Raw genomic sequence first — 25,751 nt, 5'->3', positions numbered from 1 at the left:
CGTCGTGGCGGCCCGGGCGCGTCGCCCGGGGAGGTCTCGGCTGCCGGACCAGGCTACCGCCCGGTCTCGCTCTGGAGGCACGGGGTTCGTCACGACGGTCGCTGCGGACCGTCGCTGGTCACCTCGGGGACCCGCACCGGCCCTCCGGGGTCCGTTCCGGGCTCACCCCCGTTGTCGGCGGTCGCGTCGCTGTCCGGCTCGGGTGCGCTCGAGGCGCTCGTCGCCGGCGCGCTCGTCGGAGTCTGGGCCAGCTTGGAGACGACCGCGGCCGCGGTTGCCGGACCGATGCCGTTCACCTCGGTGATCTGCTCCGCCGTCGCCTCGCGCAGGCGGGCGACGGAGCCGAAGTGCTTCAGCAGCGCGTTGACGCGGGACGGGCCGAGGCCGGGGATCTCCGACAGCCGGGAACGGACGTCACGCTTCCGCTTGGAGCGCTGGTGCGTGATCGCGAACCGGTGGGCCTCGTCGCGGATGCGCTGGATGAGGAACAGCGCCTCGGAGTTGCGGGGAAGGATCACCGGGAAGTCGTCGTCGGGCAGCCAGAGCTCCTCGAGGCGCTTGGCGATGCCGACCAGGGCGATGTCGTGCACCCCGGCCTCGTCCATCGCGCGTTTCGCGGCCTGCACCTGGGGTTGCCCCCCGTCGACGATGAGCAGCTGCGGCCGGTAGGCGAACCGCTTCGTGGGCTTCGAGCCCTCGACGACCTGGTCGGTCGTGACGTCGGGGACGTCGGGCAGTTCGGCGTCCTCGTCCAGCCGGGCCAGACGCCGCGACAGCACCTGGTACATGCTGTCGGTGTCGTCGGTGGTCTCGGCGATCGAGTACCGCCGGTACTGGTCCTTGCGGGGCAGACCGTCCTCGAACACCACCATCGATGCGACCACGTTCGTGCCCTGCAGATGCGAGATGTCGTAGCACTCCATGCGGAGCGGGGCCTCGGTCATGCCGAGAGCGTCCTGGATGTCCGCCAACGCCGCGGCGCGGGTGGTGTAGTCGGCGGAGCGCTTGGTCTTGTAGAGCATGAGCGCCTGCCCGGCGTTCTGGGCGGCGGTCCGCGCCAAGCCGGCTCGGTCACCGCGCTGCGCGGTGCTGAGCTTCGTGCCACGGCCGGCGCGGCGCCCGCTCAACCACTGCTGGAGCGCCTCGGCGTCCTCCGGCAGCTCCGGGACGACGACTTCACGCGGTGGCTCGTCGGTGACGTACACGCCCTGCACGATCTGCTCGACGAGGTCGCCGGTTGCGATGTCGAGCTCCTTGTCGACCACCCACCCCCGCACACCGCGGATACGGCCGCCACGGACGGAGAACAGCTGCACGGCGGCGGCGAGCTCGTCCTCGGCGATGCCGAACAGGTCGAGGTCGACCGAGTCGCGGAGCACGACGGCGGACTTCTCGAGCACGGCCTCGAGCGCCTCGACCTGGTCGCGGTACTTGGCGGCCTGCTCGTACTGCATCGCGTCGGCCGAGGCCGCCATGCGCTGGCGGAGTTCGGTGATCACCCGGCGGTCGTACGAGTTCATGAACCGCACGAACTCCTCGACGAGCGCACGGTGCTCCTCGACCGTGACCTTCTGGGAGCACGGGCCGCCACACTTGCCGATCTGCCCGGGGAAGCACGGTCGGCCGGTTTGCATCGCCTTCTTGTACGACGAGTCCGAGCAGGTGCGGATCGGGAACACCTTGATCATCAGGTCGATGGTGTCGTGCACCGCCCAGATCTTCGGGTACGGACCGAAGTACTTCGCACCCTTGATCTTGCGGTTGCGCGTCACCATCACCCGCGGGGCTTCGTCGCCGAGGGTGACCGCCATGTACGGGTACGACTTGTCGTCGCGGAACTTGACGTTGAACGGCGGGTCGAACTCCTTGATCCAGGTGTACTCCAGCTGGAGCGCCTCGATCTCGGAGCCGACCGTCGTCCACTCGACGCTGCGGGCCGTGAGCACCATGCGCCGGGTGCGCTCGTGCAGTGTCGGCAGCGGGGCGAAGTAGTTGCTCAGCCGGGCGCGGAGGTTCTTCGCCTTGCCGACGTAGAGCACCCGACCGGCCTCGTCACGCCATCGGTAGACGCCCGGGTCGGTCGGGATCTCCCCCGCCTTCGGACGCCACGGGACGGTGTCCGCCACCTACCGAGCACCCGCCTTCTGCTTGCCTGTGCCCTGCTTGCCCGTGCCCTGCTTGGTCGGGTCCTGCTTCTGGGTCGCCTGGCGCGCGCCGACCGCCTGCTGCTTGCCGACACGGGCGTCCTGCGCGTCGAAGATCTCGCGCAGGAAGACACCGGTGTGGCTCTCCGGCACGGTCGCCACGTGCTCCGGCGTGCCGGTGGCCAGCACCGTGCCACCGCCGGAACCGCCCTCGGGACCCATGTCGATGACCCAGTCTGCGGACTTGATGACGTCGAGGTTGTGCTCGATCGTGATGACCGTGTTGCCCTTGTCGACCAGGCTCTGCAGCACGAGGAGCAGCTTGCGGACATCCTCGAAGTGCAGCCCGGTCGTCGGCTCGTCGAGCACGTAGACGGTGCGGCCGTTCGAACGACGCTGCAGCTCGGTCGCGAGCTTCACGCGCTGCGCCTCGCCGCCGGAGAGCGTGGTGGCGCTCTGTCCGAGGCGGACGTAGCCCAGGCCCACGTCGACCAGCGTCGCCATGTACCGGTGGATCGCGGAGATCGGCTCGAAGAACTCTGCGGCCTCACTGATCGGCATGTCGAGGACCTCGGAGATGTTCTTCCCCTTGTAGTGCACCTGGAGCGTCTCGCGGTTGTACCGCGCACCGCCGCAGACTTCGCAGGCGACGTAGACGTCGGGCAGGAAGTTCATCTCGATCTTGATCGTGCCGTCGCCTGCGCAGTTCTCGCAGCGTCCGCCCTTGACGTTGAAGCTGAAGCGGCCGGGCTGGTAGCCGCGGGTCTTCGCCTCCTGCGTCTCGGCGAAGAGCTGTCGGATGCGGTCGAACACCCCCGTGTACGTCGCCGGGTTCGAGCGCGGGGTGCGACCGATGGGCGCCTGGTCGACGTGCACGACCTTGTCGAGTTGGTCGAGACCCTTCACGCGGGTGTGCTTGCCGGCGATGTGCCGCGCGCCGTTGAGCTGGTTCGCGAGCACCTTGTACAGGATGTCATTGACCAGCGTCGACTTGCCGGAGCCGCTCACCCCGGTGACCGCCGTGAAGACGCCGAGCGGGAAGTCGGCGTCGATCGACTTGAGGTTGTTCGCACGCGCCCCCTGCACCGTGATGGCGCGCTTGAGGTTGACCTTGCGGCGCTCCGCGGGCATCTCGATCGAGCGGCGTCCGGCGAGGTAGTCGCCGGTGACCGACTCGCGGTTCTCGATGAGCCCCTCGTACGAGCCGGAGTGCACGACGTTGCCGCCGTTCACACCCGCGCCCGGACCGATGTCGACGACCCAGTCGGCCGTGCGGATCGTGTCCTCGTCGTGCTCGACGACGATGAGGGTGTTGCCGAGGTCCTTCAGCTTGACCAGTGTGTCGATGAGCCGGCGGTTGTCGCGCTGGTGGAGCCCGATGCTCGGCTCGTCGAGGACGTACAGGACGCCGGTGAGACCGGAACCGATCTGCGTGGCGAGGCGGATGCGCTGTGCCTCACCACCGGAGAGGCCGCCGGCGCCGCGCGCCAGGGTGAGGTAGTTCAGGCCGACCTCGAGCAGGAACTCGAGGCGCGCCCGGATCTCTCGCAGGACCGCTGCGGCGATGTGCGCTTCGCGGTCGGTGAGCGTGAGATCGTCCATGAACGAGTACGCGTTGTCGAGGGACATGTCCGTGACGTCTGCGATGCTGCGGTCGTTGACCGTGACCGCGAGCACCTCGGGCTTGAGCCGGGTCCCCTCGCACACCGGGCACGGGACCTCGCGCAGGTACCCCTGGAACCGCTGGCGCTGCGAGTCGGACTCGGCTTCGGCGAACTTGCGCTCGATGTAGGGGATGACCCCCTCGAACCCGCTCGTGTACCGCATCTCGCGACCGAAGCGGTTGCGCCAGGACACGGACACCTGGAAGTCCTTGCCGGTGAGGATCGCGGCCTGCACCGAGGGGTCCAGCTGGTTCCACGGGGTGTCGAGCGAGAAGCCGAGCTCCTTCCCGAGGCCGCCGAGCAGCTTGTCGAAGTAGGAGTACAGCCCGCTCGTCCCCGTCCAGGGCAGCAGCACCCCGCCCCGCAGGGACGCCTCGGGGTCGCCGAGCACCAGGTCCGGGTCGACCGACATGCGGGTGCCGAGGCCGGAGCACTCCGGGCACGCGCCGAACGGCGCGTTGAACGAGAAGGTGCGCGGCTCGATCTCGCTGAGGGCGAGTGGGTGGTTGTTCGGGCACGACAGGTTCTCGGAGTAGGTCCGGACGGCGCCGGGCCCCTCGTGGTCGACGAGGTCGATACCGACCGTGCCGTCGGTCAGTCGCAACGCCGTCTCGAGGGAGTCGGTCAGGCGGCCGAGGATGTCCTCGCTCGCCACCAGTCGGTCGACGATGACGGAGATGTCGTGCTTGACCTGCTTCTTGAGCTTCGGCGGGTCACTGAGCTGGATGCGCTCGCCGTCGACGATCGCACGTGCGTAGCCGGACGCCGCGAGCTCCTGGAACAGGTCCACGAACTCGCCCTTCTTCTTCGAGACCACGGGTGCGAGCACCTGGAAGCGCGTCCCCGACTCGAACTGCATGAGCTGGTCGGCGATCTGCTGCACGCTCTGCTTGCTGATGACCTCACCGCAGGTCGGGCAGTGCGGCACCCCGATGCGCGCCCAGAGCAGACGCATGTAGTCGTAGACCTCGGTGATCGTGCCCACCGTGGACCGCGGGTTGCGGTTCGTCGACTTCTGGTCGATCGACACCGCCGGGGACAGCCCCTCGATGAAGTCGACGTCCGGACGGTCGACCTGTCCGAGGAACTGGCGCGCGTACGCGGACAGCGACTCGACGTAGCGGCGCTGCCCCTCGGCGAAGATCGTGTCGAACGCCAGCGAGGACTTGCCGGAACCGGACAGTCCGGTGAAGACGACGAGGGAATCGCGAGGGATCTCGAGGTCGACGTCGCGGAGGTTGTGCACGCGCGCACCGCGAACGCTGAGCGTGGAGGTGCTGTGCGGGGCCGTGCCGCCGGGCATGTGGAGGTCAGCAGGCTCGCCGAAGGCGTTCCGGCCCGACGTCGAAGTACCGGGGTCAGAGGTGATGGTCATCGTCGTCGATTCTACGAAGCATCACCGACATTCGGCGGGGACAGCGGGTCAGACGAGTGCGTCGAGAGCGAACGTGACGCCAGAGGCGCCCTCACTGGCGACCCAGAGCCGCGCCGCGGCCGTCCGGTCGTGGGCCCGCGGTTCAGCCGCTACCACCGCTGCCGGCCCGCGCAGCTGCATCAGGCCCGCCGGCCCCCAGTACTCCCCCGAGTGGACGTCTGCCCCGACGGCGGCGTGCACGAGCGACTCTGCTCCGATGTCCTTGCCCTGCGCGACCAGCCGCTGCGCCGGACCGATCCACGACGGCTCCGCACGGCTCGGCGCGATCTCCGGGCGGCACGGCGACAGTCGGTCGAGCGACAGCCCGGGGTGCGCGACGACGCTCGACACCCGCGAGCCCGCGTCGGCGAGACGCTGACCGAGCTCGAACCCGAAGAGCATCACGGCGAGCTTGCTGCGCGCGTACTGCCGGTGGCTCGAGTACCGCCCGACGCGGAACGGATCCGCCGGGTCGAGGTGGACGAACCGGTGCGCGATCGATCCGAGGTGCACGACCCGCCCGGCCCGGGGCTCGAGCAGCGGCAGGAGCAGTCCGGTCCACGCGAAGTGGCCGAGGTGGTTGGTGCCGATCTGCAACTCGGTGCCCTGCGCCGTGGCGCCCCGGGTCGATGCCCCCACGACACCCGCGTTGTTCACGACCGCGTCGATGCCGGCCGGCTCGAGTGCCGCGAGCTCGTCGGCGGCGGCGCCCACGGAGCCGAGGTCGGCCAGGTCCAGGTGGACGTGCGCGAGCGAGGCGTGGTCGACGCGCTGCCGGATGCTGCGCGCCGCCGCCGCCGCACGCTCACGGTCGCGGGTGGCGAGCACGACCCGGTGTCCCGCGGCCGCCAGTTGCTCGGCCGCGTGGTACCCCAGCCCGGCGCTCGCACCGGTGACGACGACCGTCCGGCGATCGTCAGCTGACATGCCCCGCCGACTCCATCTGCCGCAGCGCCTTCTTGAGGTCCTGCACCTCGTCACGGAGCCGCGCCGCGAGCTCGAACTTCAGCTCGGCAGCGGCCTGCAGCATCTGGTCGTTCAGGTCGGCGATGGTCGCGCCGAGCTGCGTCGCGCCCTCGCCGGCGATGCCGCCGCGCTTCAGGTTCGGGGTGGGCGAGCGCCGTCCGTCGGCACCAGGGCGGCCCTCGAGCAGCGCCTTGGTGTCGTCGTTCTCACGCTGCAGCACCTCGGTGATGTCCGCGATCTTCTTCCGCAGCGGCTGCGGGTCGATGCCGTGCTCGAGGTTGTACGCGACCTGCTTCTCGCGGCGTCGATCGGTCTCCTCGATGGCCTGCTTCATCGAGTCGGTCATCTTGTCGGCGTACATCAGCACCTGGCCGGACACGTTGCGCGCGGCACGACCGATCGTCTGGATGAGCGACGTCGACGAACGGAGGAATCCTTCCTTGTCGGCGTCGAGGATCGCGACGAGCGAGACCTCCGGCAGGTCGAGGCCTTCGCGGAGCAGGTTGATGCCGATGAGGACGTCGTACACGCCCTGGCGCAGCTCGGTGAGGAGTTCCACGCGCTTCAGGGTGTCCACGTCGGAGTGCAGGTAGCGCACGCGGACGCCGGCGTTCCCGAGGAAGTCGGTGAGTTCCTCCGCCATGCGCTTGGTCAGGGTGGTGACGAGGACGCGCTCGTTCCTGTCGGAGCGCTGCTTGATCTCCTCGAGCAGGTCGTCGATCTGGCCGTCGCTCGGCTTGACGATGATCTCCGGGTCGATGAGGCCGGTCGGGCGGATGATCTGCTCGACCACACTGTCCGTGATGCCGAGCTCGTACTTGCCGGGTGTGGCCGACAGGAAGACCTTCTGACCGACGCGGTCGAGGAACTCCTCCCACTTCAGCGGGCGGTTGTCCATCGCGCTCGGCAGACGGAAGCCGTGCTCCACGAGGGTGCGCTTGCGGGACGCGTCGCCCTCGTACATGGCGCCGATCTGCGGCACGGTGACGTGCGACTCGTCGATGACGACGAGGAAGTCGTCCGGGAAGTAGTCGATCAGGCAGTGCGGGGCCTCGCCCGGACCGCGGCCTTCCATGTGCCGGGAGTAGTTCTCGATGCCCGAGCAGAACCCGATCTGCTCCATCATCTCGATGTCGAACGTGGTGCGCATCCGGAGACGCTGGGCCTCGAGCAGCTTGCCCTGGCCCTCGAGCTCGGCGAGCCGCTCTGCCAGCTCTTCCTTGATGGAGCTGATGGCCCGGTGCATAACGTCGGTGTCGGCGACGTAGTGCGACGCCGGGAAGATCGAGACGGCGGGCAGGTCGTCGATCACGTTGCCGGTCAGCGGGTGCAGCGACGAGAGCGCCTCGATCTCGTCGCCGAACATCTCGATCCGGATCGCGTGCTCTTCGTACATCGGGATGATCTCGAGTGTGTCGCCTCGCACCCGGAAGGTACCGCGGGCGAAGTCGACGTCGTTGCGCTGGTACTGCATGGCGACGAACTTGCGGACGAGCTGGTCGCGCGAGATCGTCTGGCCGACGTGCAGTGCGACCGACGCGTTCATGTACTGCTCCGGCGTGCCGAGGCCGTAGATGCACGACACCGTCGACACCACCACCGTGTCGCGGCGGCTGAGCAGTGAGTTCGTCGTCGAGTGTCGGAGCCGCTCCACCTCGGCGTTGACCGAGGAGTCCTTCTCGATGAACGTGTCGGTCTGCGGGACGTACGCCTCGGGCTGGTAGTAGTCGTAGTAGGAGACGAAGTACTCGACGGCGTTGTCGGGCATCAGGCTGCGGAACTCGTTGGCCAGCTGCGCCGCGAGGGTCTTGTTGTGCGCGAGCACGAGGGTCGGCCGCTGCACCTGCTCGATGAGCCACGCGGTCGTCGCCGACTTGCCCGTACCGGTCGCACCGAGCAGCACGACGTCGGTCTCACCGGCGTTGATCCGCCCGGCGAGTTCCGCGATGGCCGCGGGCTGGTCGCCGCTCGGCGTGTACTCGCTGATGACCTCGAACGGACGCACCGCTCGGGTCGGTTCGATCGCAACACCCATGTGGACCACGGTAGTGGGCACCCCTGACACCGCAGGCTTCTGCTCGCCCTTGGCGTATTGTCCGCTGCAAGCAGGCTCCAAGTCCACTGATAGCCAGCGCGCATAACGTCCGATCCGTTCAGGCACCCGACTCCTTCCCACTCCCGAGAGGCCTCATGACCACGGCGACCCCCGGCGCATCGACCAAGGGCACCCCGTTCCGCGGGCGGATCCGCGGCCGCGTACTCGTCCTGCTCTGCTTCATGTACGCGATCTCGTACATCGACCGGACGAACATCTCGACCGCCCTTCCGCACATCACCGAGGACTTCGGCTTCAACGAGTCGACCGCCGGCCTCATCATCGCGGCGTTCTCCCTTCCCTACGCGCTGCTGCAGGTCTTCGGCGGCACCATCAGCGAGAAGTTCGGACCGCGCAAGGCCCTGTTCGTCATCACCGTGATCTGGGGCGTCGCGACGCTGTGGACGGGCTTCGCGGTCGGCTTCTGGACCCTGTTCGCCGCCCGGGCGCTCCTCGGCCTCAGCGAGGCGGCGGCGTTCCCGACCGCCACGCAGGCGATGACCCGTTGGATCCCGCGCGACCGCAACGGCTTCGCGCAGGGTGTCGTGCACTCCGCGGCCCGGCTCGGCAACGCCCTCGCGCCGCTCCTCGTCGCCTGGGTGATCGGCGCGACGGGCAGCTGGCGGTGGGCGTTCTTCGCCACGGCGGTCCTGTCCCTCGCCTGGGGGATCATCTGGTTCATCTGGTTCCGCGACAAGCCGGAGTCGGCGAAGGGCATCACCCAGGTCGAGCTCGACGAACTCCCGCCGGTCGAGACCCGCGCGACCCGTCCCCCGGTGCCGTGGCGGCAGATGGCGAAGCAGATCCTGCCCGTGACCTTCGTCGACTTCGGTTACGGGTGGACGCTCTGGGTGTTCCTCACCTGGTTGCCGACGTTCCTCAGCTCGACCTACGGGCTGGAGATCGGCGACTTCGCCCTCTTCACGACCCTGATCCTGCTCGCCGGCGTCGTCGGGGACACCGTCGGCGGGATGCTCAGCGACCGGATCATCCACCGCGGCGGCAACACCCGGAACGCCAGGCGGACCATCCTGGTGATCGGACTCGGCGGGTCGCTGCTCTGCCTCATCCCGCTCGTCATCGGGCAGGGGCTGCTCGTCGCGACGGTCTCCCTCGCGCTGTCGTTCTTCTTCCTCGAACTCTGCAACGCCAACCTCTGGGCGATCCCGATGGACGTCGCACCCCAGTGGTCCGGCACCGCCTCCGGTTTCATGAACACCGGTTTCGGCATCGCGGGTGTGGTCTCCCCCATCGTCTTCGGCGTGCTCATCGACGCCTCGGGGTGGCAGCTGCCCTTCGCGCTGTCCTGCGCGCTGCTCGGTGCCGCCGCGGTGGTCGCCTGGTTCATGAAGCCGCAACGGTTGACGTCGACGAACGGGGTCCTCGAGATCGGCACCCCGGTCGCCGAGCAGCGCCCGGCCTGACCGCGCGGCTCCTCAGCAAGCCGAGGCAGCCGCACACCGTGCAGGATCGGGCGCACCCTGGTCGAGAGAAACGACCGGGTACGCGCGATCCTGCTGTCCGCGCACGGAACCGCCCGTCGCCGCGCGGCTCCGGTCGCCCCCACCGCCGGGCGGGAGGCCCGGGTCCAGCCCGCTACGCGCCTCCCGTCCGCCGCGCACGGCGTCCAACGCCGCGTCGAGCAAGCCCTATCGGGCGTACCTGGTCGAGAGATGCGACCGGGTACGCCCGGAACGGGCAGTCAGCGCCGCGCGCCGCGCCCCACGTCGTCGGTCTCCCCCACGAGCGCGTCGTCCGGCTCGACCGGCTCTGACGAGCGCTGCACCAAGGGCGCGGGCGCGGCCCGCCGGCGCGCACGCAGCTGGCGCTGGGCGCGGGACGCGAGCGACGGTCGGCCGGTGAGCGGAACGCTTAACGGCGTCCAGCGGAACGCCTCCGTCACCGCGACGGACAGCACCAGCACGAGCAGGTAGGTGACGAGTGTGAGCCACGGTCGCGGCACGACAGCCTCGAGCCAGCTGTCGCCGTACAGCAGGATCCAGATCATGAACGGGTGGCTCAGGAAGATGCCGAACGAGCGGTCGGACGCGTAGTCGACGACGCGTGCGACGGGGCTGCCGGCCCGCCGTCGGTCCGCCCAGATCGCGCCGATCGCCAGGAACCCCACGAACACGGCGGCGCTCCAGACCGCCTGGACCGGCTGCAGCGGTGTCCCCGCGGCGTACAGCGACTGACCGAGCGCGACCTGCACCGCCCACACGCCGAGGGTCAGCCCGCCGACACCGGCGAAGGCCCACAGCACGGCGCGACGGTGCACACGGATGAAGCGGAGGAAGGCGTCCGCGTGGTCGGCGGCGATCGCCCCCGAGACGATGAAGAACACGTACGAGAAGAAGAACTGCTTCTGGTAGCCGTGCATCCAGGCGTCGCTCGACGGGAAGTACTTGTACCCGGCGAAGACCACGAGCTGCACCAGCAGCGCCACCACGAGCGTGGCGACGTGGTGGCCGCGCGTCCGACGCACCAGCCAGACGATGACCGGCAGCAGGAGGTACACCTGCATCGTCACGAGCAGGAAGTACAGGTGGTACCACGAGGTGCCGGTGACGATGCCCTCGGCCGTGGTGCGGACCAGGTCGGGGACGTCACCACGGCGCGTCGAACTGAGCAGCCAGCTCGAGCCGACGTACACGAACGACCAGGCCAGGTACGGCACGCCGACGAGCAGGAACCGTTTCGGCCAGAACTGCGCCATCGGACGCGGCCGCAGCGTGTAGCTGTACACCAGCACGAACGCCGTCAGCGAGAAGAACACCAGCCGGGTGAAGTGCAGCAGGCCGAGCAGCGCGTTCAGCCCGACGTCGTCGGTGGCCACGGTGTGGCTCGTGGTGTGCACGCCGATGACGCACGCGAAGGTCAGGATCCGGAGGACGTCGACCTCGTACAGGTGCCGCGGCTTGCCCTCCGCCGTGCGGGTCGGGGTCCGGGTCCCGGGCTCGGTCGCCGCTGACGGCACGCTCACGACGGCTGCGCCATCGTCCGCACCTTCGCCCGCTGGACCTTGCCGGTCGGCGCGCGCGGCAGGTCGGGCACGACGATGACCTCGACGGGGCGGCGGAACCGGGTCAGGTGCGCCTCGGCACGTGCGACGAGGTCAGCGGCAAGCGCGGAGGAGTCGACCGGCTCGTCGGGCTGCGGGATCACGTAGGCGATCGGTACGGCGCCGAGCACGTCGTCGGGGCGGCCGACGACGACCGCCTCGAGCACCCGCGGGTCGCCGAGCAGGACGTCCTCGACCTCTGACGGGTACACCTTCTCGCCGCCGCGGTTGATCACGTCGTCGGAGCGTCCGGCCAGCGAGACCCAGCCATCGGCGGCGACCGAGCCGACGTCGCCCGTGTGCAACCAGCCGTGGGCGTCGAAACGCTCGGCGGCCCGGCCTCCGAGGTACCCCCGCACGATGCCCGGACCGCGCACCCACAGCGCACCGATCTCATCAGCGGGCAGCACGGAGCCGTCCTCACCACGGACCTGCACCTCGGAGCCCACGGGAACGCCCACGGTCCCCGGCCGGGCAGGGACATCGAGCGGCGTCGCGGTGATCTGCGACGCTCCCTCGGTCATGCCCCAGCTGACCACGAGCGCCACGTCGCCCAGGGCGGCGCGCACCGGGTCCGGCAGCGGGGCGGAGGCGCTCCGGACGAACCGCAGGGTCGGCGGGAACTCGAGGGGTCCGGTCTTCGCGAGCACGGCGAGGACCGCGGGGACGGCGTTCAGCCACGTGATGCTCCGCTGGGCGAGCAGTTCCCAGAACCCGGTGCGGCGGAAGCGCCGGTCGAGCACGAGCGTCGCGCCCGCGACCAGGGTGGCGAGCAGCCCGACGACCTCGGCGTTGACGTGGAACAGTGGCAGCGAGTTGAACCCGCGGTCCTCTGCCGTCAGCCGGTTGTGCCGGGCGACGGCCCGGGCGACGAAGAGCAGCTGCGTCTCCGGCAGCTCGACTCCCTTCGGCGTGCCGGTCGAACCCGAGGTGAAGAGCACGACGGAACCCTCGCCCGGCGCGTGTGGGCTCTCGGGGGGCAGGTCGCCGTCGCGGACACGGACCGGGAGGAACGTGGCCGGGTCGATCCCGCTGGCGGGTGCCCCGGGGACGGTCGCGTCCACCACACGGTCCGAGACCACCATGGACGCTCCACCGATCAAGTCGGCGAGACGACCGGGCTCGGTCGGCGGTTGCCCGGTGTCGACGGGGATCGCCCGACGGCCGGAGGCGACCGCGCTGAGGTGGACGACCGCGAACGCGAGCGGATCCCCGACGTCGACCAGGACGGCACCGGACGGCGCGACGCCGATCGCGTCGAAGGTGCGCGACCAGGCCGTCACAGCGTCGTCGAGCATGCGGAAGGTGAGGACGCGCTCGGAGCGGGCGTCCTCCAGGTAGTGGCGCTCGCCGCCGTCGGCCGCACGGGCCCGGATGAGCGAGCGCAGATCAGGTTCATCGCGAACGGGCTGCACGCAGTGAGGCTATTGCGCGTCCCTATGAGCCGTCGGAGGGAACGGCCGGATCGATCGGGAAACGATGCAGCATCCACTCCCAGAGCGGGAGCATGCGTGGTTCACCGTCACGCCCCATCGGGGTCGCGTCCTTGATGATCGCGGAGTGCGCGTTGCCGTCCCCGCCGATGTCGGTGCGGATCGCGTGCGGGTCGGCGCCGGCGAGCGGTGGCGCCGTGTCCGTCTCGAATGGTCCGTCCACGCCGTTCAACCCGAGCACATCCCAGGACCCGGTGATCCGGGGCCCGAAGGTGTCCCGGACGTCGTCGATCGCGTACATGCGGTCCACTGGTGTCTTGCCCGGTCGGTCCATCCACGCCGCGTGTGCCGGCCCGCGGGACTCGACGGGCGACGAGAACATCAGCGCTCCGCGGACGGATCGGATGTGGGCGATGTACGCAGCCTCACCACCGCCCTGGGAGTGTCCAGCGACGACGATGTCCTGCCAGACGATGTCGTCGTCGCCCTGCACGAACCGGCCCCAACCGCCATCGGGGTCGTGGTCGGCGAGGTAGGCGACGGCGTCCCGGAAGCGCGAGACGATGGAGCCCGCCGGGCTGACCGCACTGAACTCCGAGGGGCGGGTGCCGTCGAACCGGTTCCGCTGCACCATGCCGTAGCACCGAGCGTTCGCCTCGCAGGTGCCGGACAGGGTACGCCCGAGGTTCCAGTAGTCGAGCCCGAGCACGTGGTAGCCGTCAGCGAGGGCGGCTTCGAGGAACCGCTCGTACTCGGCCGGCCGGGAGCGGGTCGCCGGCAGGAACAACAGCAGCGGGCCGTCGGTCGAGGTCCGGGCGGCGAAGTCGTCGCGGTTCGGGGTGAGCCGCTCGCCGTTCACGGTGCCGAGGCGGAAGCGGTGGAACTCGCCCTCGGGGCCGTACTCGTCGCCCGAGGCCGGCTCGTCGACGACGGGGCCGTCCCCGGCGGCGGGTCGGCCGTCAGCGTCGGGTTCGGCATGCACCGCCACCCGGCCCTTGTCCGCGACACGCTGGGCGCCGAGGACGTTGGCCGCGACGAGGCTCCCCGCGCCGATCGCGACGAGCACGATCGCGGCGAGGAGCAGCAGCAGGCGGTGCCTCATGCCGTGATCCGCGACCACACCTGGTCGGCGGACCGGATCGTCTGCTCGAGCGTGCCCGTGGCATCCACCACGTGGTCGGCGAGGGCCAGCCGGTCGGCGTCGCTCGCCTGCGCGGCGACGCGGCGCTCCGCCTCGTCCCGCGGCATCCCGCGGTGCGCCACGAGCCGTTCGACGCGCTGCGCAGCGGGTGCATCGACCACGACAACCGCATCGAACCGCAGTGGCCGCGAGCCCCTCGCCTCGGCGAGCAGCGGCACGTCGTAGACGACGACCGAGTCGGGCCCTGCGGCCTCGGCGTCGTCGAAGGCCTGCTGGGCGAGACGCCAGACTTCCGGGTGGGTGATGCCCTCGAGGTCCCTGCGCGCCGCCGGGTCCGCGAACACGATCGCGCCGAGAGCCGGGCGGTCGAGGGAGCCGTCCGGTGCGATGACGGTCGGGCCGAACCGCGAGGCGACCTGCGCGAGCCCTGCGCTGCCCGGCGCGACGGCGTCCCGTGCGAGCTGGTCAGCGTCGACGATGACCGCGCCGTGCTCCGCCCAGCGTCGGGAGACCGTCGACTTGCCCGCCGCGATGCCGCCCGTGAGTCCGATGATTTGCACGGCAACAGGGTAACGACCCACACCGCCGAGAACGCCGGAAGCCCGGCACCCTGTCAGGGGCGCCGGGCTTCCGGTCTGGACGACTCGCTCGATCAGTTGGTCGAGCTGAGCTTCTCGCGGAGTGCTGCGAGCGACGCGTCGTCGGCCAGGGGGCTCGCGCCACCGGTCTCGCCGGCGAAGGACGCCGACGTCGAGGAGGACGCGCTGGCCGGGAGGTCGAAGCCGCCCTGCGCCTCGTCGGCGATGGTCTTCGCAACCTGCGCCTTGTGGGCTTCCCAACGCGCCTGGGCGGCCGCGTACTGGCCCTCCCACTCGGTGCGCTGGGTGTCGTAGCCCTCGAGCCACTCGTTCGTCTCCGGGTCGAAGCCGTCGGGGTACTTGTAGTCACCCTTCTCGTCGTACTCGGTCGGCATGCCGTAGAGCGCCGGGTCGAACTCGTCGCTCTCCGGGTCCACGCCCTCGTTCGCCTGCTTGAGGCTGAGCGAGATGCGGCGACGGTCGAGGTCGATGTCGATGATCTTGACGAAGACCTCGTCGTTGACCGAGACGACCTGCTCGGCGAGCTCGACGTGCTTGTTCGAGAGCTCCGAGATGTGCACGAGGCCCTCGATGCCGTCGGCAACGCGGACGAAGGCACCGAACGGCACGAGCTTCGTGACCTTGCCCGGTGCGATCTGACCGATCGCGTGGGTGCGGGCGAAGACCTGCCACGGGTCCTCCTGCGTCGCCTTGAGCGAGAGCGACACACGCTCGCGGTCCAGGTCGACCTCGAGGATCTCGACGGTGACTTCCTGACCGACCTCGACGACCTCGCTGGCGTGCTCGATGTGCTTCCAGCTGAGCTCGGAGACGTGGACGAGACCGTCGACGCCACCGAGGTCCACGAACGCACCGAAGTTGACGATCGAGGAGACGATGCCCTTGCGGACCTGGCCCTTGTGGAGGTTGTTGAGGAACGTCGTCCGGGACTCGGACTGCGTCTGCTCGAGGAGCGCACGGCGCGACAGGACCACGTTGTTGCGGTTCTTGTCGAGCTCGAGGATCTTGGCCTCGATCTCCTGGCCGAGGTACGGCGTGAGGTCGCGGACACGACGGAGCTCGATGAGCGAAGCGGGGAGGAAGCCGCGGAGGCCGATGTCGACGATGAGGCCGCCCTTGACGACCTCGATGACCGTCCCGGTCACGACGCCGTCGGACTCCTTGATCTTCTCGACGTCGCCCCACGCACGCTCGTACTGCGCGCGCTTCTTGGACAGGATGAGGCGACCTTCCTTGTCCTCCTTCTGGAGAACCAGGGCTTCGACCTCGTCGCCGACCTCGACGACCTCGTTGGGGTCGACGTCGTGCTTGATCGAGAGCTCGCGCGAGGGGATGACGCCCTCGGTCTTGTAACCGACGTCGAGGAGGACCTCGTCGCGGTCGATCTTCACGACGGTGCCGGAGATGAGATCACCGTCGTTGAAGAACTTCAGGGTCTTCTCGACCTCGGCCAGGAAGTCATCAGCCGAACCGATGTCGTTGATGGCGACCTGCTTAGGAGCCTTGGTCGTAGTGGTTGTCATGTAGAGATTGCTCCGAACGGACATGAGTCGGGCCGTGGTGTGCAGGGACTCTGGCCCCCGTGGTGCACCGCCATGGCGATTGATTGAGTGGCGCGGATTGCGCCGCACAAGTCTAACCGCACCGGCGGAGGCCTCACAACCGGGCGTGTCGACGGCGCGTCATCCGACGAGCGCGGTCCGCAGGGTGTCGAGGCCGATGCTGCCGAGCGCGAGCGCACGGTGGTGGAACGCCTTCAGGTCGAAGTCCGAGCCTTCGCGCGCAGCGACCTCGTCGCGGATCGACTCCCACACACGCTGGCCGACCTTGTACGACGGCGCCTGCCCCGGCCACCCGAAGTAGCGTGCCACTTCGAAACGGACGAACGCCGGGTCCATGTTGACGTTCTTCCCCATGAAGTCGAGGGCGTACTCCCATGTCCAGCCGCCGCCGTCGGGGTTCGTCTTCTGCAGGTGCACGCCGATGTCGAGCACCACGCGGGCCGCACGCATCCGCTGGCCGTCGAGCATGCCGAGCCGGTCGCCGTCGTCGTCCAGGAACCCGAGCTGCTCCATCAGGCGCTCGGCGTAGAGCGCCCACCCCTCGACGTGCCCGGAGGACCCGGACAGCTGCCGACGCCAGGTGTTCAGCTCGCCGCGGTTGTAGACCCCCTGGCTGATCTGCAGATGGTGTCCGGGGACGCCCTCGTGGTACACCGTGGTCTTCTCGCGCCAGGTCCCGAACTCGGTCACGCCCTCGGGGACCGACCACCACATCCGGCCGGCGCGTGAGAAGTCGTCCGAGGGGCCGCTGTAGTAGATCCCGCCCTCCTGGGTGGGCGCGATCCGACACTCCAGGCGACGGATGGGCTCCGGGATGTCGAAGTAGGTCCCGGCCATCGCGGCGATCGACGCGTCGCTCGTCTCCTGCATCCACCGCTGCAGCGCGTCCGTTCCGTGCAGGATCCGGGACGGGTCGGTGTCGAGCACCTCGATCGCCCGGGCGACGCTCGCGCCGGACTCGATGCGGTCGGCGATGCGCTCCTGCTCGTCCCGCATGCGCGCGAGTTCCTCGAGGCCCCACTCGTACGTCTCGTCGAGGTCGACGACCGCACCGAGGAACCGGCGCGAGTGCAGCTCGTAGGCTTCGCGACCGACCGCGTCGACCGGGGTGGCGAGCGGCAGCAGCTCGTGCTCCAGGAACTGCCCGAGGGAGCGGTACGCGGCCGAGGCGACCTGGGCTCCGCGGGTGAGCTCGGCGCGGAGCGTGTCCGGCACCGGCGAACCGTCGTCGAACGCGGCACCTTCGGCGAGGCGTGCGAAGAAGCCGTCCTCGGCACCGTTCCGGGCTGCCTGCTCGGCGACCAGGGCGACCTGGCGCTTGGCCGGGGTGACGTCTTCGCGGGTGCCCTCGAGCAGGGTCTCGCGGATGCCCTCGAGTGCGTCCGGCAGCGCGTGCAGGCGGCTCGCGATGTCCTGCCAGTCGCCCTCGGTGGCGGTCGGCATGAGGTCGAGGATCTCGCGCACGGACTGCGCCGGGCTCGCGATGACGTTGAGGTCGCGGAGGTGCAGCTTGCGGTCGTACGACTCCTGCACCAGGTCGAGCTCGGCACCGAGGTCGGCCTTCGTCACCTGGTCCACGGAGTCGACGGCCGGAGCGGCGTCCAGCGCACGCTTCGCGGCACGCGCGGCGTCGGCCAACGCTGCGGCGCCGGCGGGCGAGGTGTCGCCGTACTCCCCGGTGCGGCCCGGGACACCGATGTACGTGGCGGTCGTCGGGTCGAGGTCGACGAGGGTGGTCACCCAGTCCTCCGCGACACGGTCGACGGCGGACGGCTGGCGGACGGGACGCGCTTCGCTCATGCCCCGACCCTACCGACCCGCGGGTCGGCAGCGAACCCGGTCAGTGGGCGGCGCTCTCCCAGTTCGGACCCACGCCGACCGAGACGTCGAGCGGGACGCTCAGCTCGGCGGCGCTGCCCATGCGGTCCCGCAGGATCTCCTCGACGCGCTCCTGCTCACCCGGTGCGACCTCGAGGATGAGCTCGTCGTGCACCTGGAGCAGCAGGTGTGACTGCAGCTCGCCCTCTCGCAGGTCGTCGGCGACGCCGAGCATCGCGATCTTGATGATGTCGGCCGCCGAACCCTGGATCGGGGCGTTCAGCGCCGCCCGCTCGGCGTTCTCACGCAGGACCCGGTTCGGGCTCTTCAGGTCAGGGAACGGCCGACGACGACCGAAGATCGTCTCGGTGTAGCCGTCCTCGCGCGCCTGCTCGACCACGTTGCGCAGGTAGTCGCGCACCGCACCGAAGCGGGCGAAGTACTCGGTCATCAGCGTGCGGGCCTCGGACTGCTCGATCCGGAGCTGCTTCGACAGCCCGAAGGCGCTGAGTCCGTAGGCCAGACCGTAGGACATCGCCTTGACCTTGGTACGCATCTCGTTGGACACGTCGGCCGGTTCGACGCCGAAGACGCGCGCGCCGACGAAGCGGTGCAGGTCCTCGCCCTCGTTGAAGGCCTGGATGAGACCGGGATCGCCAGACAGGTGCGCCATGATGCGCATCTCGATCTGCGAGTAGTCGGCGGTGACGAGCGTCGTGTACGGCTCGGCGACCGCGAACGCTGAGCGGATGCGACGGCCGACGGCGGTCTTCACCGGGATGTTCTGCAGGTTCGGGTCCGTCGACGAGACGCGTCCGGTGCTCGTGCCGGTCTGTTCGTAGCGGGTGTGGATGCGCCCGTCGACGACGGCCGCATCGAGGGTGTCGACGATCTGGCGGAGCTTCGTGGCGTCGCGGTGCTGCAGCAGGAGCCCGAGGAACGGATGCGGGTGCTGCTCCTGCAGGTCGACGAGGCTCGCGGCGTCGGTCGAGAACCCGGTCTTCGTCTTGCGGGTCTTCGGCATCGCGAGCTCGGTGAACAGGACCTCCTGCAGCTGCTTGGGCGAGCCGAGGTTCACCTCGTGCCCGATCTCCGCGAAGGCCTGCTGCGCGAGCTCGGCCGCACGCTCCCCCAGTTCCTTCGACAGGCCGGTGAGCACCGGTCGGTCGATGCCGACACCGATGGTCTCCATGCCGGCGAGCACCGACACCAGCGGCAGCTCGATGTCGTCGAGGACCTGCAGCGAGGACGCGTCGATCCGAGCACGGAGGGCAGTGGTCACCCGCAGTACGAACCACGCGTGCACGCCGACGTTGACCGGATCGGTCTCGGGCACGAGCTGGTTCGGGTCGGCGGTCGGCAGCTCTTCGCCGAGCTCCTGGTAGACGAGGTCGGACAGGGGCTGGCCCTGCTTGCCGGGCTGCGCGAGCCACCCCATGATCCGGGCGTCACCGGCGATGCCGTTCACGGCGAAGCCCGCGGTACCGAGCGCCTTGATCGCGGCCTTGGCGTCATGGAAGTGCTTCGGGGCGTCAGAGGCGAACCAGGCGGAGAGCTGCTCGTAGTCCTTCGCACCGCTACCGCCTGGAACCAGGACGGCGTCGTCGTGGGTCGCGATGCCGATCGCGCTGAGGCGGCCGTCGATGACCTCGACCGCGACGCCGTAGCCGTTCGCCGCCTCGGTCGCGTTGCGGCGCTCGAGCCAGTAGCCGAGCTCTTCGTCGATGAGGGTCTTCACCGGCGGCGGGGTCGGCGCCCCGTCGCTCACCGTGCCCTCGGCAGTGGTCTCCGAGCCGTCGCCGGAACCGGCGACCTTGAAGACGCGGTCGAGCAGCGTGCGGAACTGCAGCTTGGCGAAGAGCTCGCGCACCGCGCTCTCGTCGACGGGACGGAGCGCGACGTCGGCCGGACCGACGGGCAGCTCGACGTCGGTGACGAGGCGGTTGAGCTTGCGGTTGCGGATGGCCCGGTCCCGCTGCTCACGCAGGTTGTTGCCGACGACGCCCTTGATCTCGTCGGCGTGCTCGAGGACGCCGTCGAGGGAACCGTACTGCGTGACCCACTTGACCGCGGTCTTCTCGCCGACCTTGTCGATGCCGATCAGGTTGTCGCTGGTCTCGCCGACCAGCGCCGCGATGTCCGGGTACTGGTGCGGCTCGATGCCGTACCGCTCGTACACCTTGTCGCGGTCGTAGCGGGTGAGCTCGGAGACGCCGCGCACCGACGGGTAGAGCAGCGTGACGTCGTCGTTGACGAGCTGGATCGAGTCGCGGTCACCCGAGACCACGTAGACCTGGAAGCCCTGGTCGGCACCCTGCTTCGACAGGGTGGCGAGGATGTCGTCGGCCTCGTAGTCCTCCTTCGTCACCGTCGTGATGCCCATCGCCTCGAGCGCCTGCTGCAGCAGCGGGATCTGGCCCTTGAACTCGGCCGGGGTCTCGGAGCGGGTGCCCTTGTACGCCTCGTACTCACGCGTGCGGAACGAGAACCGGGAGATGTCGAACGCCACCGCCAGGTGCGTGGGCTTCTCGCGCTGCAGGAGCATCAGCAGCATCGAGATGAAGCCGTGGATCGCGTTGGTGTGCTGCCCCTCGCGGTTCACGAAGCTGTCGACCGGCAGCGCGTAGAAGGCCCGGAAGGCGAGCGAGTGGCCGTCGATGACCATGAGGGTAGGCTTTGCGGAGTCCGACACCCGGACAGCCTACCGACGCCCGCTGACACGGAAGGTGGACGCAGACCGTGACCGACGACACCACCTCGACCACGATCGATCCCCGCCTCGACGAACGCGGCATGGGCGAGCTGGCCGAGAAGATGGGCATGGTCATCACCGAGCTCTCGGCCGAACGAGCGGTCGGTTCCATCCCGGTCGAGGGCAATCGTCAGCCGGTCGGCCTGCTGCACGGGGGCGCCTACGTCGTCCTGGCGGAGAGCCTCGGATCGATGGCAGCGAACGTCCACGCCGGGCCCGGCCGCTACGCCGTCGGCATCGAACTGAACGCCTCGCACTCCCGCAGCGCGACGAGCGGGAGCGTCACGGGCACGTGCACCGCGATCCACCTCGGCGGCACGCTCACCACGCACGAGGTCGTCCTCACCGACGACCAGGGGCGCCGCTGCTCCACCGTGCGCATCACGAACATGATCCGCGAGCGTCGCTGACCGACCGACGGACCGCTCAGTCCTCGGGCGGACGCTGCAGGAGCAGGCGCGCGTCGCCGAACCCGAGCCGTCGGTAGAGCCGCTCGCCGTCCACGCTCGAGTGCACCGACGTGCGCTCCACGCCCAGCTCATCCGCGATGTCGAGCAGTGCCGTGACCAGCCGCGCCGCGACGCCCGCGCCGCGCAGGTCGGGGTGCACGTAGACCGTCTGCAACTCGGCGGCGAACCGGCTGCCGGGGACGTGTGGCGCCGGCGGTCGCGGGTTGACCGCGAGCCAGGCCATGCCGAGCACGACGCCGTCCCGCTCGGCGACGACGCACCGGTGCGACTCCTGGTGGTCGACCGCGAAGTCCGACATCGCCCGGCAGTACTCGTCGGGTGTCTGGACCGGCACGCGGCCGTCCTCCTCGACGCTCCACCGCCACCGCAGGTCGGCCACGGCCGGCATGTCGTCAGGCCGGGAGACCCGGATCACCACGTCGTCCATCGCTCCACCCTGCCAGGTGGTCGCGCCACACGGTAACGGACCCGGGGACGCAGGAACGCCGCCGGACCCAGGGGTCCGACGGCGTTCCGTGAGCGACGATGTGCGCTGGACTACTTCTTGGCGCTGAGCTGCTCGATGATCGCCTTCGCGACGTCGTGCATGGTCAGGCGGCGGTCCATCGAGGCCTTCTGGATCCAGCGGAACGCCTCGGGCTCGGTCAGGCCCATCTTCTCGTTCAGCAGGCCCTTGGCACGGTCGACGAGCTTGCGGGTCTCGAAGCGCTCGACCAGGTCGGCGACCTCGGCCTCGAGCGTGATGATCTGCTGGTACCGCGAGAGGGCGATCTCGATCGCGGGGAGCAGGTCGTTGGGGGTGAAGGGCTTGACCACGTAGGCCAGGGCACCGGCCTCGGTCGCGCGCTCGACGAGGTCCTTCTGGCTGAACGCGGTCAGCAGGACGACGGGCGCGATGTGGTTCTTGGACAGCTTCTCGGCTGCGGAGATGCCGTCGAGCTGGGGCATCTTGACGTCCATCACGACGAGGTCGGGGCGGAGGTCGGTCGCGAGCTGGACGGCGGTTTCGCCGTCACCGGCTTCGCCGACCACGTCGAACCCGTTGTCGCGGAGGATCTCCACGATGTCGAGGCGGATGAGCGACTCGTCCTCGGCGACGACGACGCGACGGGGTGCTGGTGCTGTTGCTTCTGTGTCACTCACGGACGAAAGCCTACTAGACGACGGAAGTGCCGTATCCCAGACCACGCAGATCGATCAGTCGGATGAGCAGCTTGGTACGAGTGGCGGGACTTGAACCCGCACGCCGTGAGGCAGAGCATTTTGAGTGCCCCGTGTCTGCCGATTCCACCACACTCGCGAGGAGGCCAACACTACCAGCCCGGCCCGCGCCTCCCGGCCGCTCGTCGCCCGTCTCAGCAGCCCTCGAGCGCCTCGATCGCCGTCACGAGACCGGCCCGTCGCGGCGACCGCCGCGGCAGCACCGTGAGCAGCGCGCGGAGCACCCGCGGGTCCGCGGCACCGTCCGGCGTCCGCGCCCACGCGAGCAGCGCGTCGACGCCGCCGTCGGCGACGACCGACTCGCGGAACCGCAGCCGCACCAGGTCTCGGACGGCGTCCACGCCGGGTGCCGCGGACGCCGGCAGCACCGGTCCGGCGTACCGGTCGACGGCCTGGAGGCGCGCTCCGCGTTCGAGCGCGGACAGCACGCCGTCGACGTCGGTCCGCAACCCGACCACCCGGTACGGCCGTGATGTGACGGTCACGCCCGGCGCGTTCGGCGCGAGCACCCGGCGCAGCCGGACCACCTCGGCGCGCAGGGTCACCACGGCGCCCGGGTCGCCGTAGACGGCCGCGGCGAGGTCGGATGCCGCGAGGCCACCGGGGTGGGCGGCGAGGACCACGAGCAACTCGGAGTGCCGGGCGGACAACCGCACGCGGCGGTCCGCGACCCGGAGCACCGCGGTGTCCGTCCCGAGCACGGTGAGTTCGGCCACCGGGGCACCGGACGCCCGCGGGGACGGGGCACGGGCGGCGCCGAGGGCGATCTGCGCCTCGGCCGCGGCGACGGTGGCGGCGAGGAGCGAGAGCGTGTGCCGCTCGACCGCCCGTTCGTCCCCGGTCAGGTCGAGGACGCCGACGGTGGTGCCGGCGGTGTCGTGCACGGGGACCGCCGTGCACGACCACGGCTTCACCGCGTTGGCGTAGTGCTCGTCCGAGCGGATCTGCACGGGGCGGTCGAGGCGCAGGGCGGTGCCGGGGGCGCTGGTGCCGACGCGGTCCTCGGCCCAGTCGGCGCCGGGGACGAAGCCCATGTCCTCGGCGGCGCGACGGGCCGAGCGGGCGCCGTCGACCCAGACGAGCCGGCCGGCGGCGTCCCCGACGGCGACGACGCACCCGGCCGAGCGGGAGTCGTCGAGCAGCAGCCGGCGGACCACCGGCAGCAGGGTGGCGAGGGGGCCGTCGTGCCGCACGGCGTCGAGTTCGTCGTCGCCGAGGGCGAGGACCGGGGCGGCGTCGGGGTCGACCCCGGCGGACCGCTGCCACGACGCGGCGACGAGCGGGCGGAGCCGACCGGGTGCGCGCATGCGTCCTCCGATCGACCCCACCCGCCGCACCGTCGCGGACGAGTGCGGCCAGCCTACGTCCGGGACACCCGCGGGACCAGGCCGAGCTCGGCGAGCTCGGCGTCGTCGAACATCCGGGAGCGGGTGAGGAACCGCTTGCCCTCGGGGACCTCGACCGAGAACCCGCCGCCCCGGCCGTCGACCACGTCGATCGTCAGGTGCGTGTACTTCCAGTACTCGAACTGCGACACCGACATGTAGACCTCGACCGGGTCGAGGCCGTCCACCTGCAGCGCACCGAGCAGGACGTCCCCGGGGCCGGTCCGGAACATGCCGACGGGGAAGCACATCGGGCTCGAGCCGTCACAGCAGCCGCCCGACTGGTGGAACATGAGCGGGCCGTGCCGGGTGGTGAGGGTCCGCAGGAGCTCCCCCGCCGCCGGCGTGACCGCGACGCGGGCCGGTTGCGTCATCAGAAGAAGCCCATCGGGCCGTCCGCGTAGGACACGAGCAGGTTCTTCGTCTGCTGGTAGTGGTCGAGCATCATCTTGTGGTTCTCCCGCCCGATGCCGGACTGCTTGTACCCGCCGAAAGCCGCGCCCGCCGGGTACTGGTGGTAGGTGTTCGACCACACGCGGCCCGCCTGGATGTCGCGGCCAGCGCGGTACAGCGTCGTCGCGTCACGACTCCACACGCCCGCCCCGAGCCCGTACAGGGTGTCGTTGGCGGTGGCGATGGCGTCGTCGTAGCCGCTGAACGACGTCAGGGCGAGGACGGGCCCGAAGATCTCCTCCTGGAAGATCCGCATCGAGTTGTCGCCCTCGAACACCGTCGGGGTGACGTAGTAGCCGCCGGAGAGCTCGCCGCCCAGGTCGGCGCGCTCTCCACCGGTCAGGAGCTTCGCGCCCTCTTGCTTGCCGATGTCGATGTAGCTCAGGATCTTCTCGAGCTGGTCGTTCGACGCCTGGGCGCCGATCATCGTCGACAGGTCGAGCGGGTGCCCCTGCTTGACGGCGCGGACGCGTTCCAGGCCGTCGGCGACGAACCCGTCGTAGATCTCCGCGGCCACGAGCGCCCGGGACGGACACGTGCAGACCTCGCCCTGGTTGAGGTTGAAGAACGTGAAGCCCTCGAGCGCCTTGTCGTAGAAGGAGTCCTTCTCGGCGGCCACGTCCGGGAAGAACACGTTCGGGCTCTTGCCGCCGAGTTCGAGGGTCACCGGGATGAGGCTCTGCGAGGCGTACTGCATGATGAGACGGCCCGTGGTTGTCTCACCGGTGAACGCGATCTTCCGGATGTCCGGGTGCTGGGCGAGCGGGGCACCGACCTCGATACCGAACCCGTTCACCACGTTGAGCACACCGGCGGGCAGCAGGTCGCGGATGAGTTCGACGAGCACGTGGATGGACGCCGGGGTCTGCTCCGCCGGCTTGAGGACCACGCAGTTGCCCGCGGCGAGGGCCGGCGCGAGCTTCCACACGGCCATCAGGATCGGGAAGTTCCAGGGGATGATCTGCCCGACGACGCCCAGCGGTTCGTGGAAGTGGTAGGCCACGGTGTCGTGGTCGATCTCCCCCGCCGACCCCTCCTGCGCGCGGATCGCCCCGGCGAAGTAGCGGAAGTGGTCGATCGCGAGGGGGATGTCGGCACCGAGCGTCTCGCGGATCGGCTTGCCGTTCTCCCACGTCTCCGCGACCGCGAGCATCTCGAGGTGCTCCTCCATGCGGTCGGCGATCTTGTTGAGGACGATCGCGCGTTCGGCCGCGCTGGTCTTCCCCCACGACGGGAACGCCTTCCACGCCGCCGCGACCGCACGGTCCACGTCGGTGGAGTCCCCGCGGGCGACCTCGGTGAAGACCCGGCCGGTGACCGGGGTGGGGTTCTCGAAGTACTGCCCGCTCGCCGACGGGACGTACTCACCGCCGATGAAGTGGTCGTACCGCGGTCGGTACTCGACCAGGGAGCCGGGCTCGCCGGGTGCGGCGTAGCTAGTGGGCGAGGGTGCGATGGTCATGGTGGTGCCCTTTCGACGACGCTGTCGGGGCGCACGGTCCGCGCGCCTGCTGCGCACCGTACGACCACGGGGGTTGCATGTCGTTGCACGGTGCCGCTGCCCGACGGGTAG

The 25,751-nt window shown here is 69.9% G+C and carries 18 protein-coding genes and 1 tRNA gene; 2 read left to right on the top strand and 17 right to left on the bottom strand.

Translation table 11 applies throughout. From position 1 onward, the window contains the following. Positions 1 to 89: 89 nt before the first annotated feature. From uvrC to uvrB, 4 genes are all read right to left on the bottom strand, one after another. Complete coding sequence (gene uvrC / locus ITJ56_RS08595; RefSeq protein ID WP_194629695.1) at positions 90 to 2,126, bottom strand: excinuclease ABC subunit UvrC; 2,037 nt, start codon at positions 2,124 to 2,126, stop codon at positions 90 to 92. Further along, positions 2,127 to 5,111, bottom strand: a complete 2,985-nt coding sequence (uvrA, locus tag ITJ56_RS08590) for an excinuclease ABC subunit UvrA (RefSeq protein ID WP_194629906.1) — start codon at positions 5,109 to 5,111, stop codon at positions 2,127 to 2,129. Positions 5,112 to 5,231: 120 nt separating this feature from the next. After that, positions 5,232 to 6,149, bottom strand: coding sequence for an SDR family NAD(P)-dependent oxidoreductase (locus ITJ56_RS08585; protein ID WP_194629693.1), 918 nt, complete (start codon positions 6,147 to 6,149; stop codon positions 5,232 to 5,234). Further along, complete coding sequence (gene uvrB, locus ITJ56_RS08580; protein ID WP_323749767.1) at positions 6,139 to 8,211, bottom strand: excinuclease ABC subunit UvrB; 2,073 nt, start codon at positions 8,209 to 8,211, stop codon at positions 6,139 to 6,141. The genes ITJ56_RS08585 and uvrB overlap by 11 nt, the downstream gene beginning before the upstream one ends. A gap of 167 nt (positions 8,212 to 8,378) precedes the next feature. On the opposite strand from uvrB, the gene ITJ56_RS08575 reads away from it, so the two are divergent. Then, entirely contained in the window at positions 8,379 to 9,707 is a 1,329-nt protein-coding gene (locus ITJ56_RS08575) for an MFS transporter (protein ID WP_194629689.1), read from the top strand. Between the two features lie 278 nt (positions 9,708 to 9,985). Here ITJ56_RS08575 and ITJ56_RS08570 read toward each other — a convergent pair whose 3' ends face one another. The 7 genes from ITJ56_RS08570 to polA all read right to left on the bottom strand — a co-directional run bounded on the left by ITJ56_RS08570 (position 9,986) and on the right by polA (position 20,589). Then, positions 9,986 to 11,266: an acyltransferase gene (locus tag ITJ56_RS08570; protein ID WP_194629687.1), complete on the bottom strand. Its 1,281-nt coding sequence runs from the start codon at positions 11,264 to 11,266 to the stop codon at positions 9,986 to 9,988. Further along, on the bottom strand, positions 11,263 to 12,759 hold the full coding sequence (locus ITJ56_RS08565) for a class I adenylate-forming enzyme family protein (RefSeq protein WP_194629685.1): 1,497 nt from the start codon (positions 12,757 to 12,759) through the stop codon (positions 11,263 to 11,265). Before ITJ56_RS08565 ends, ITJ56_RS08570 begins: the two co-directional genes overlap by 4 nt. A gap of 22 nt (positions 12,760 to 12,781) precedes the next feature. Beyond that, the gene (locus ITJ56_RS08560) at positions 12,782 to 13,879 is read right to left on the bottom strand and encodes a BPSS1187 family protein (protein WP_194629684.1); all 1,098 of its coding nucleotides are present in this window, start codon (positions 13,877 to 13,879) and stop codon (positions 12,782 to 12,784) included. After that, positions 13,876 to 14,478, bottom strand: coding sequence for a dephospho-CoA kinase (gene coaE / locus ITJ56_RS08555; protein ID WP_194629682.1), 603 nt, complete (start codon positions 14,476 to 14,478; stop codon positions 13,876 to 13,878). The genes ITJ56_RS08560 and coaE overlap by 4 nt, the downstream gene beginning before the upstream one ends. Positions 14,479 to 14,570: 92 nt before the next feature. After that, a complete protein-coding gene (gene rpsA / locus ITJ56_RS08550) occupies positions 14,571 to 16,040 on the bottom strand; it encodes a 30S ribosomal protein S1 (RefSeq protein WP_194629680.1) in 1,470 nt (489 codons plus the stop codon). 159 nt (positions 16,041 to 16,199) lie between these two features. Continuing rightward, positions 16,200 to 17,879, bottom strand: coding sequence for a DUF885 domain-containing protein (locus ITJ56_RS08545; protein ID WP_194629678.1), 1,680 nt, complete (start codon positions 17,877 to 17,879; stop codon positions 16,200 to 16,202). Positions 17,880 to 17,919: 40 nt separating this feature from the next. Next, the gene (polA, locus tag ITJ56_RS08540) at positions 17,920 to 20,589 is read right to left on the bottom strand and encodes a DNA polymerase I (protein ID WP_194629676.1); all 2,670 of its coding nucleotides are present in this window, start codon (positions 20,587 to 20,589) and stop codon (positions 17,920 to 17,922) included. Positions 20,590 to 20,690: 101 nt separating this feature from the next. On the opposite strand from polA, the gene ITJ56_RS08535 reads away from it, so the two are divergent. Beyond that, positions 20,691 to 21,059 carry a PaaI family thioesterase gene (locus ITJ56_RS08535; RefSeq protein ID WP_194629898.1) on the top strand — a complete coding sequence of 123 codons (369 nt, stop codon included), beginning with the start codon at positions 20,691 to 20,693 and terminating at the stop codon, positions 21,057 to 21,059. A 16-nt stretch (positions 21,060 to 21,075) separates the two neighbouring features. Here the strand turns inward: ITJ56_RS08535 and ITJ56_RS08530 are convergent, their stop codons facing one another. The 6 genes from ITJ56_RS08530 to ITJ56_RS08505 form a co-directional block, all read right to left on the bottom strand. Further along, the gene (locus ITJ56_RS08530) at positions 21,076 to 21,546 is read right to left on the bottom strand and encodes a GNAT family N-acetyltransferase (RefSeq protein WP_194629674.1); all 471 of its coding nucleotides are present in this window, start codon (positions 21,544 to 21,546) and stop codon (positions 21,076 to 21,078) included. A gap of 110 nt (positions 21,547 to 21,656) precedes the next feature. Then, positions 21,657 to 22,262: an ANTAR domain-containing response regulator gene (locus ITJ56_RS08525; protein ID WP_017887240.1), complete on the bottom strand. Its 606-nt coding sequence runs from the start codon at positions 22,260 to 22,262 to the stop codon at positions 21,657 to 21,659. Between the two features lie 72 nt (positions 22,263 to 22,334). After that, positions 22,335 to 22,419, bottom strand: a tRNA-Leu gene (locus ITJ56_RS08520). A 55-nt stretch (positions 22,420 to 22,474) separates the two neighbouring features. Further along, positions 22,475 to 23,647: a GAF domain-containing protein gene (locus ITJ56_RS08515; RefSeq protein ID WP_194629672.1), complete on the bottom strand. Its 1,173-nt coding sequence runs from the start codon at positions 23,645 to 23,647 to the stop codon at positions 22,475 to 22,477. Between the two features lie 53 nt (positions 23,648 to 23,700). Then, positions 23,701 to 24,099: a DUF779 domain-containing protein gene (locus tag ITJ56_RS08510; protein ID WP_194629671.1), complete on the bottom strand. Its 399-nt coding sequence runs from the start codon at positions 24,097 to 24,099 to the stop codon at positions 23,701 to 23,703. Further along, on the bottom strand, positions 24,099 to 25,640 hold the full coding sequence (locus ITJ56_RS08505) for an aldehyde dehydrogenase family protein (protein ID WP_194629669.1): 1,542 nt from the start codon (positions 25,638 to 25,640) through the stop codon (positions 24,099 to 24,101). The genes ITJ56_RS08510 and ITJ56_RS08505 overlap by 1 nt, the downstream gene beginning before the upstream one ends. Positions 25,641 to 25,751 lie beyond the last annotated feature (111 nt).

This window comes from Curtobacterium sp. VKM Ac-1376, from assembly GCF_015351025.1.
Lineage (GTDB): Bacteria > Actinomycetota > Actinomycetes > Actinomycetales > Microbacteriaceae > Curtobacterium.
Note: the sequence above shows the minus strand (reverse complement) of the source record. Positions and strands in the feature narration are given on the sequence as shown.

What these genes read in the sequence shown, in the direction of transcription:
- uvrA (WP_194629906.1), bottom strand. Translation starts at nt 5,111, where the DNA reads ATGCCCGGCGGCACGGCCCCGCACAGCACCTCCACGCTCAGCGTTCGC.
- ITJ56_RS08585 (WP_194629693.1), bottom strand. Translation starts at nt 6,149, where the DNA reads ATGTCAGCTGACGATCGCCGGACGGTCGTCGTCACCGGTGCGAGCGCC.
- ITJ56_RS08575 (WP_194629689.1), top strand. Translation starts at nt 8,379, where the DNA reads ATGACCACGGCGACCCCCGGCGCATCGACCAAGGGCACCCCGTTCCGC.
- ITJ56_RS08560 (WP_194629684.1), bottom strand. Translation starts at nt 13,879, where the DNA reads ATGAGGCACCGCCTGCTGCTGCTCCTCGCCGCGATCGTGCTCGTCGCG.
- rpsA (WP_194629680.1), bottom strand. Translation starts at nt 16,040, where the DNA reads ATGACAACCACTACGACCAAGGCTCCTAAGCAGGTCGCCATCAACGAC.
- ITJ56_RS08545 (WP_194629678.1), bottom strand. Translation starts at nt 17,879, where the DNA reads ATGAGCGAAGCGCGTCCCGTCCGCCAGCCGTCCGCCGTCGACCGTGTC.
- ITJ56_RS08535 (WP_194629898.1), top strand. Translation starts at nt 20,691, where the DNA reads ATGGGCGAGCTGGCCGAGAAGATGGGCATGGTCATCACCGAGCTCTCG.
- ITJ56_RS08530 (WP_194629674.1), bottom strand. Translation starts at nt 21,546, where the DNA reads ATGGACGACGTGGTGATCCGGGTCTCCCGGCCTGACGACATGCCGGCC.
- ITJ56_RS08515 (WP_194629672.1), bottom strand. Translation starts at nt 23,647, where the DNA reads ATGCGCGCACCCGGTCGGCTCCGCCCGCTCGTCGCCGCGTCGTGGCAG.
- ITJ56_RS08510 (WP_194629671.1), bottom strand. Translation starts at nt 24,099, where the DNA reads ATGACGCAACCGGCCCGCGTCGCGGTCACGCCGGCGGCGGGGGAGCTC.
- ITJ56_RS08505 (WP_194629669.1), bottom strand. Translation starts at nt 25,640, where the DNA reads ATGACCATCGCACCCTCGCCCACTAGCTACGCCGCACCCGGCGAGCCC.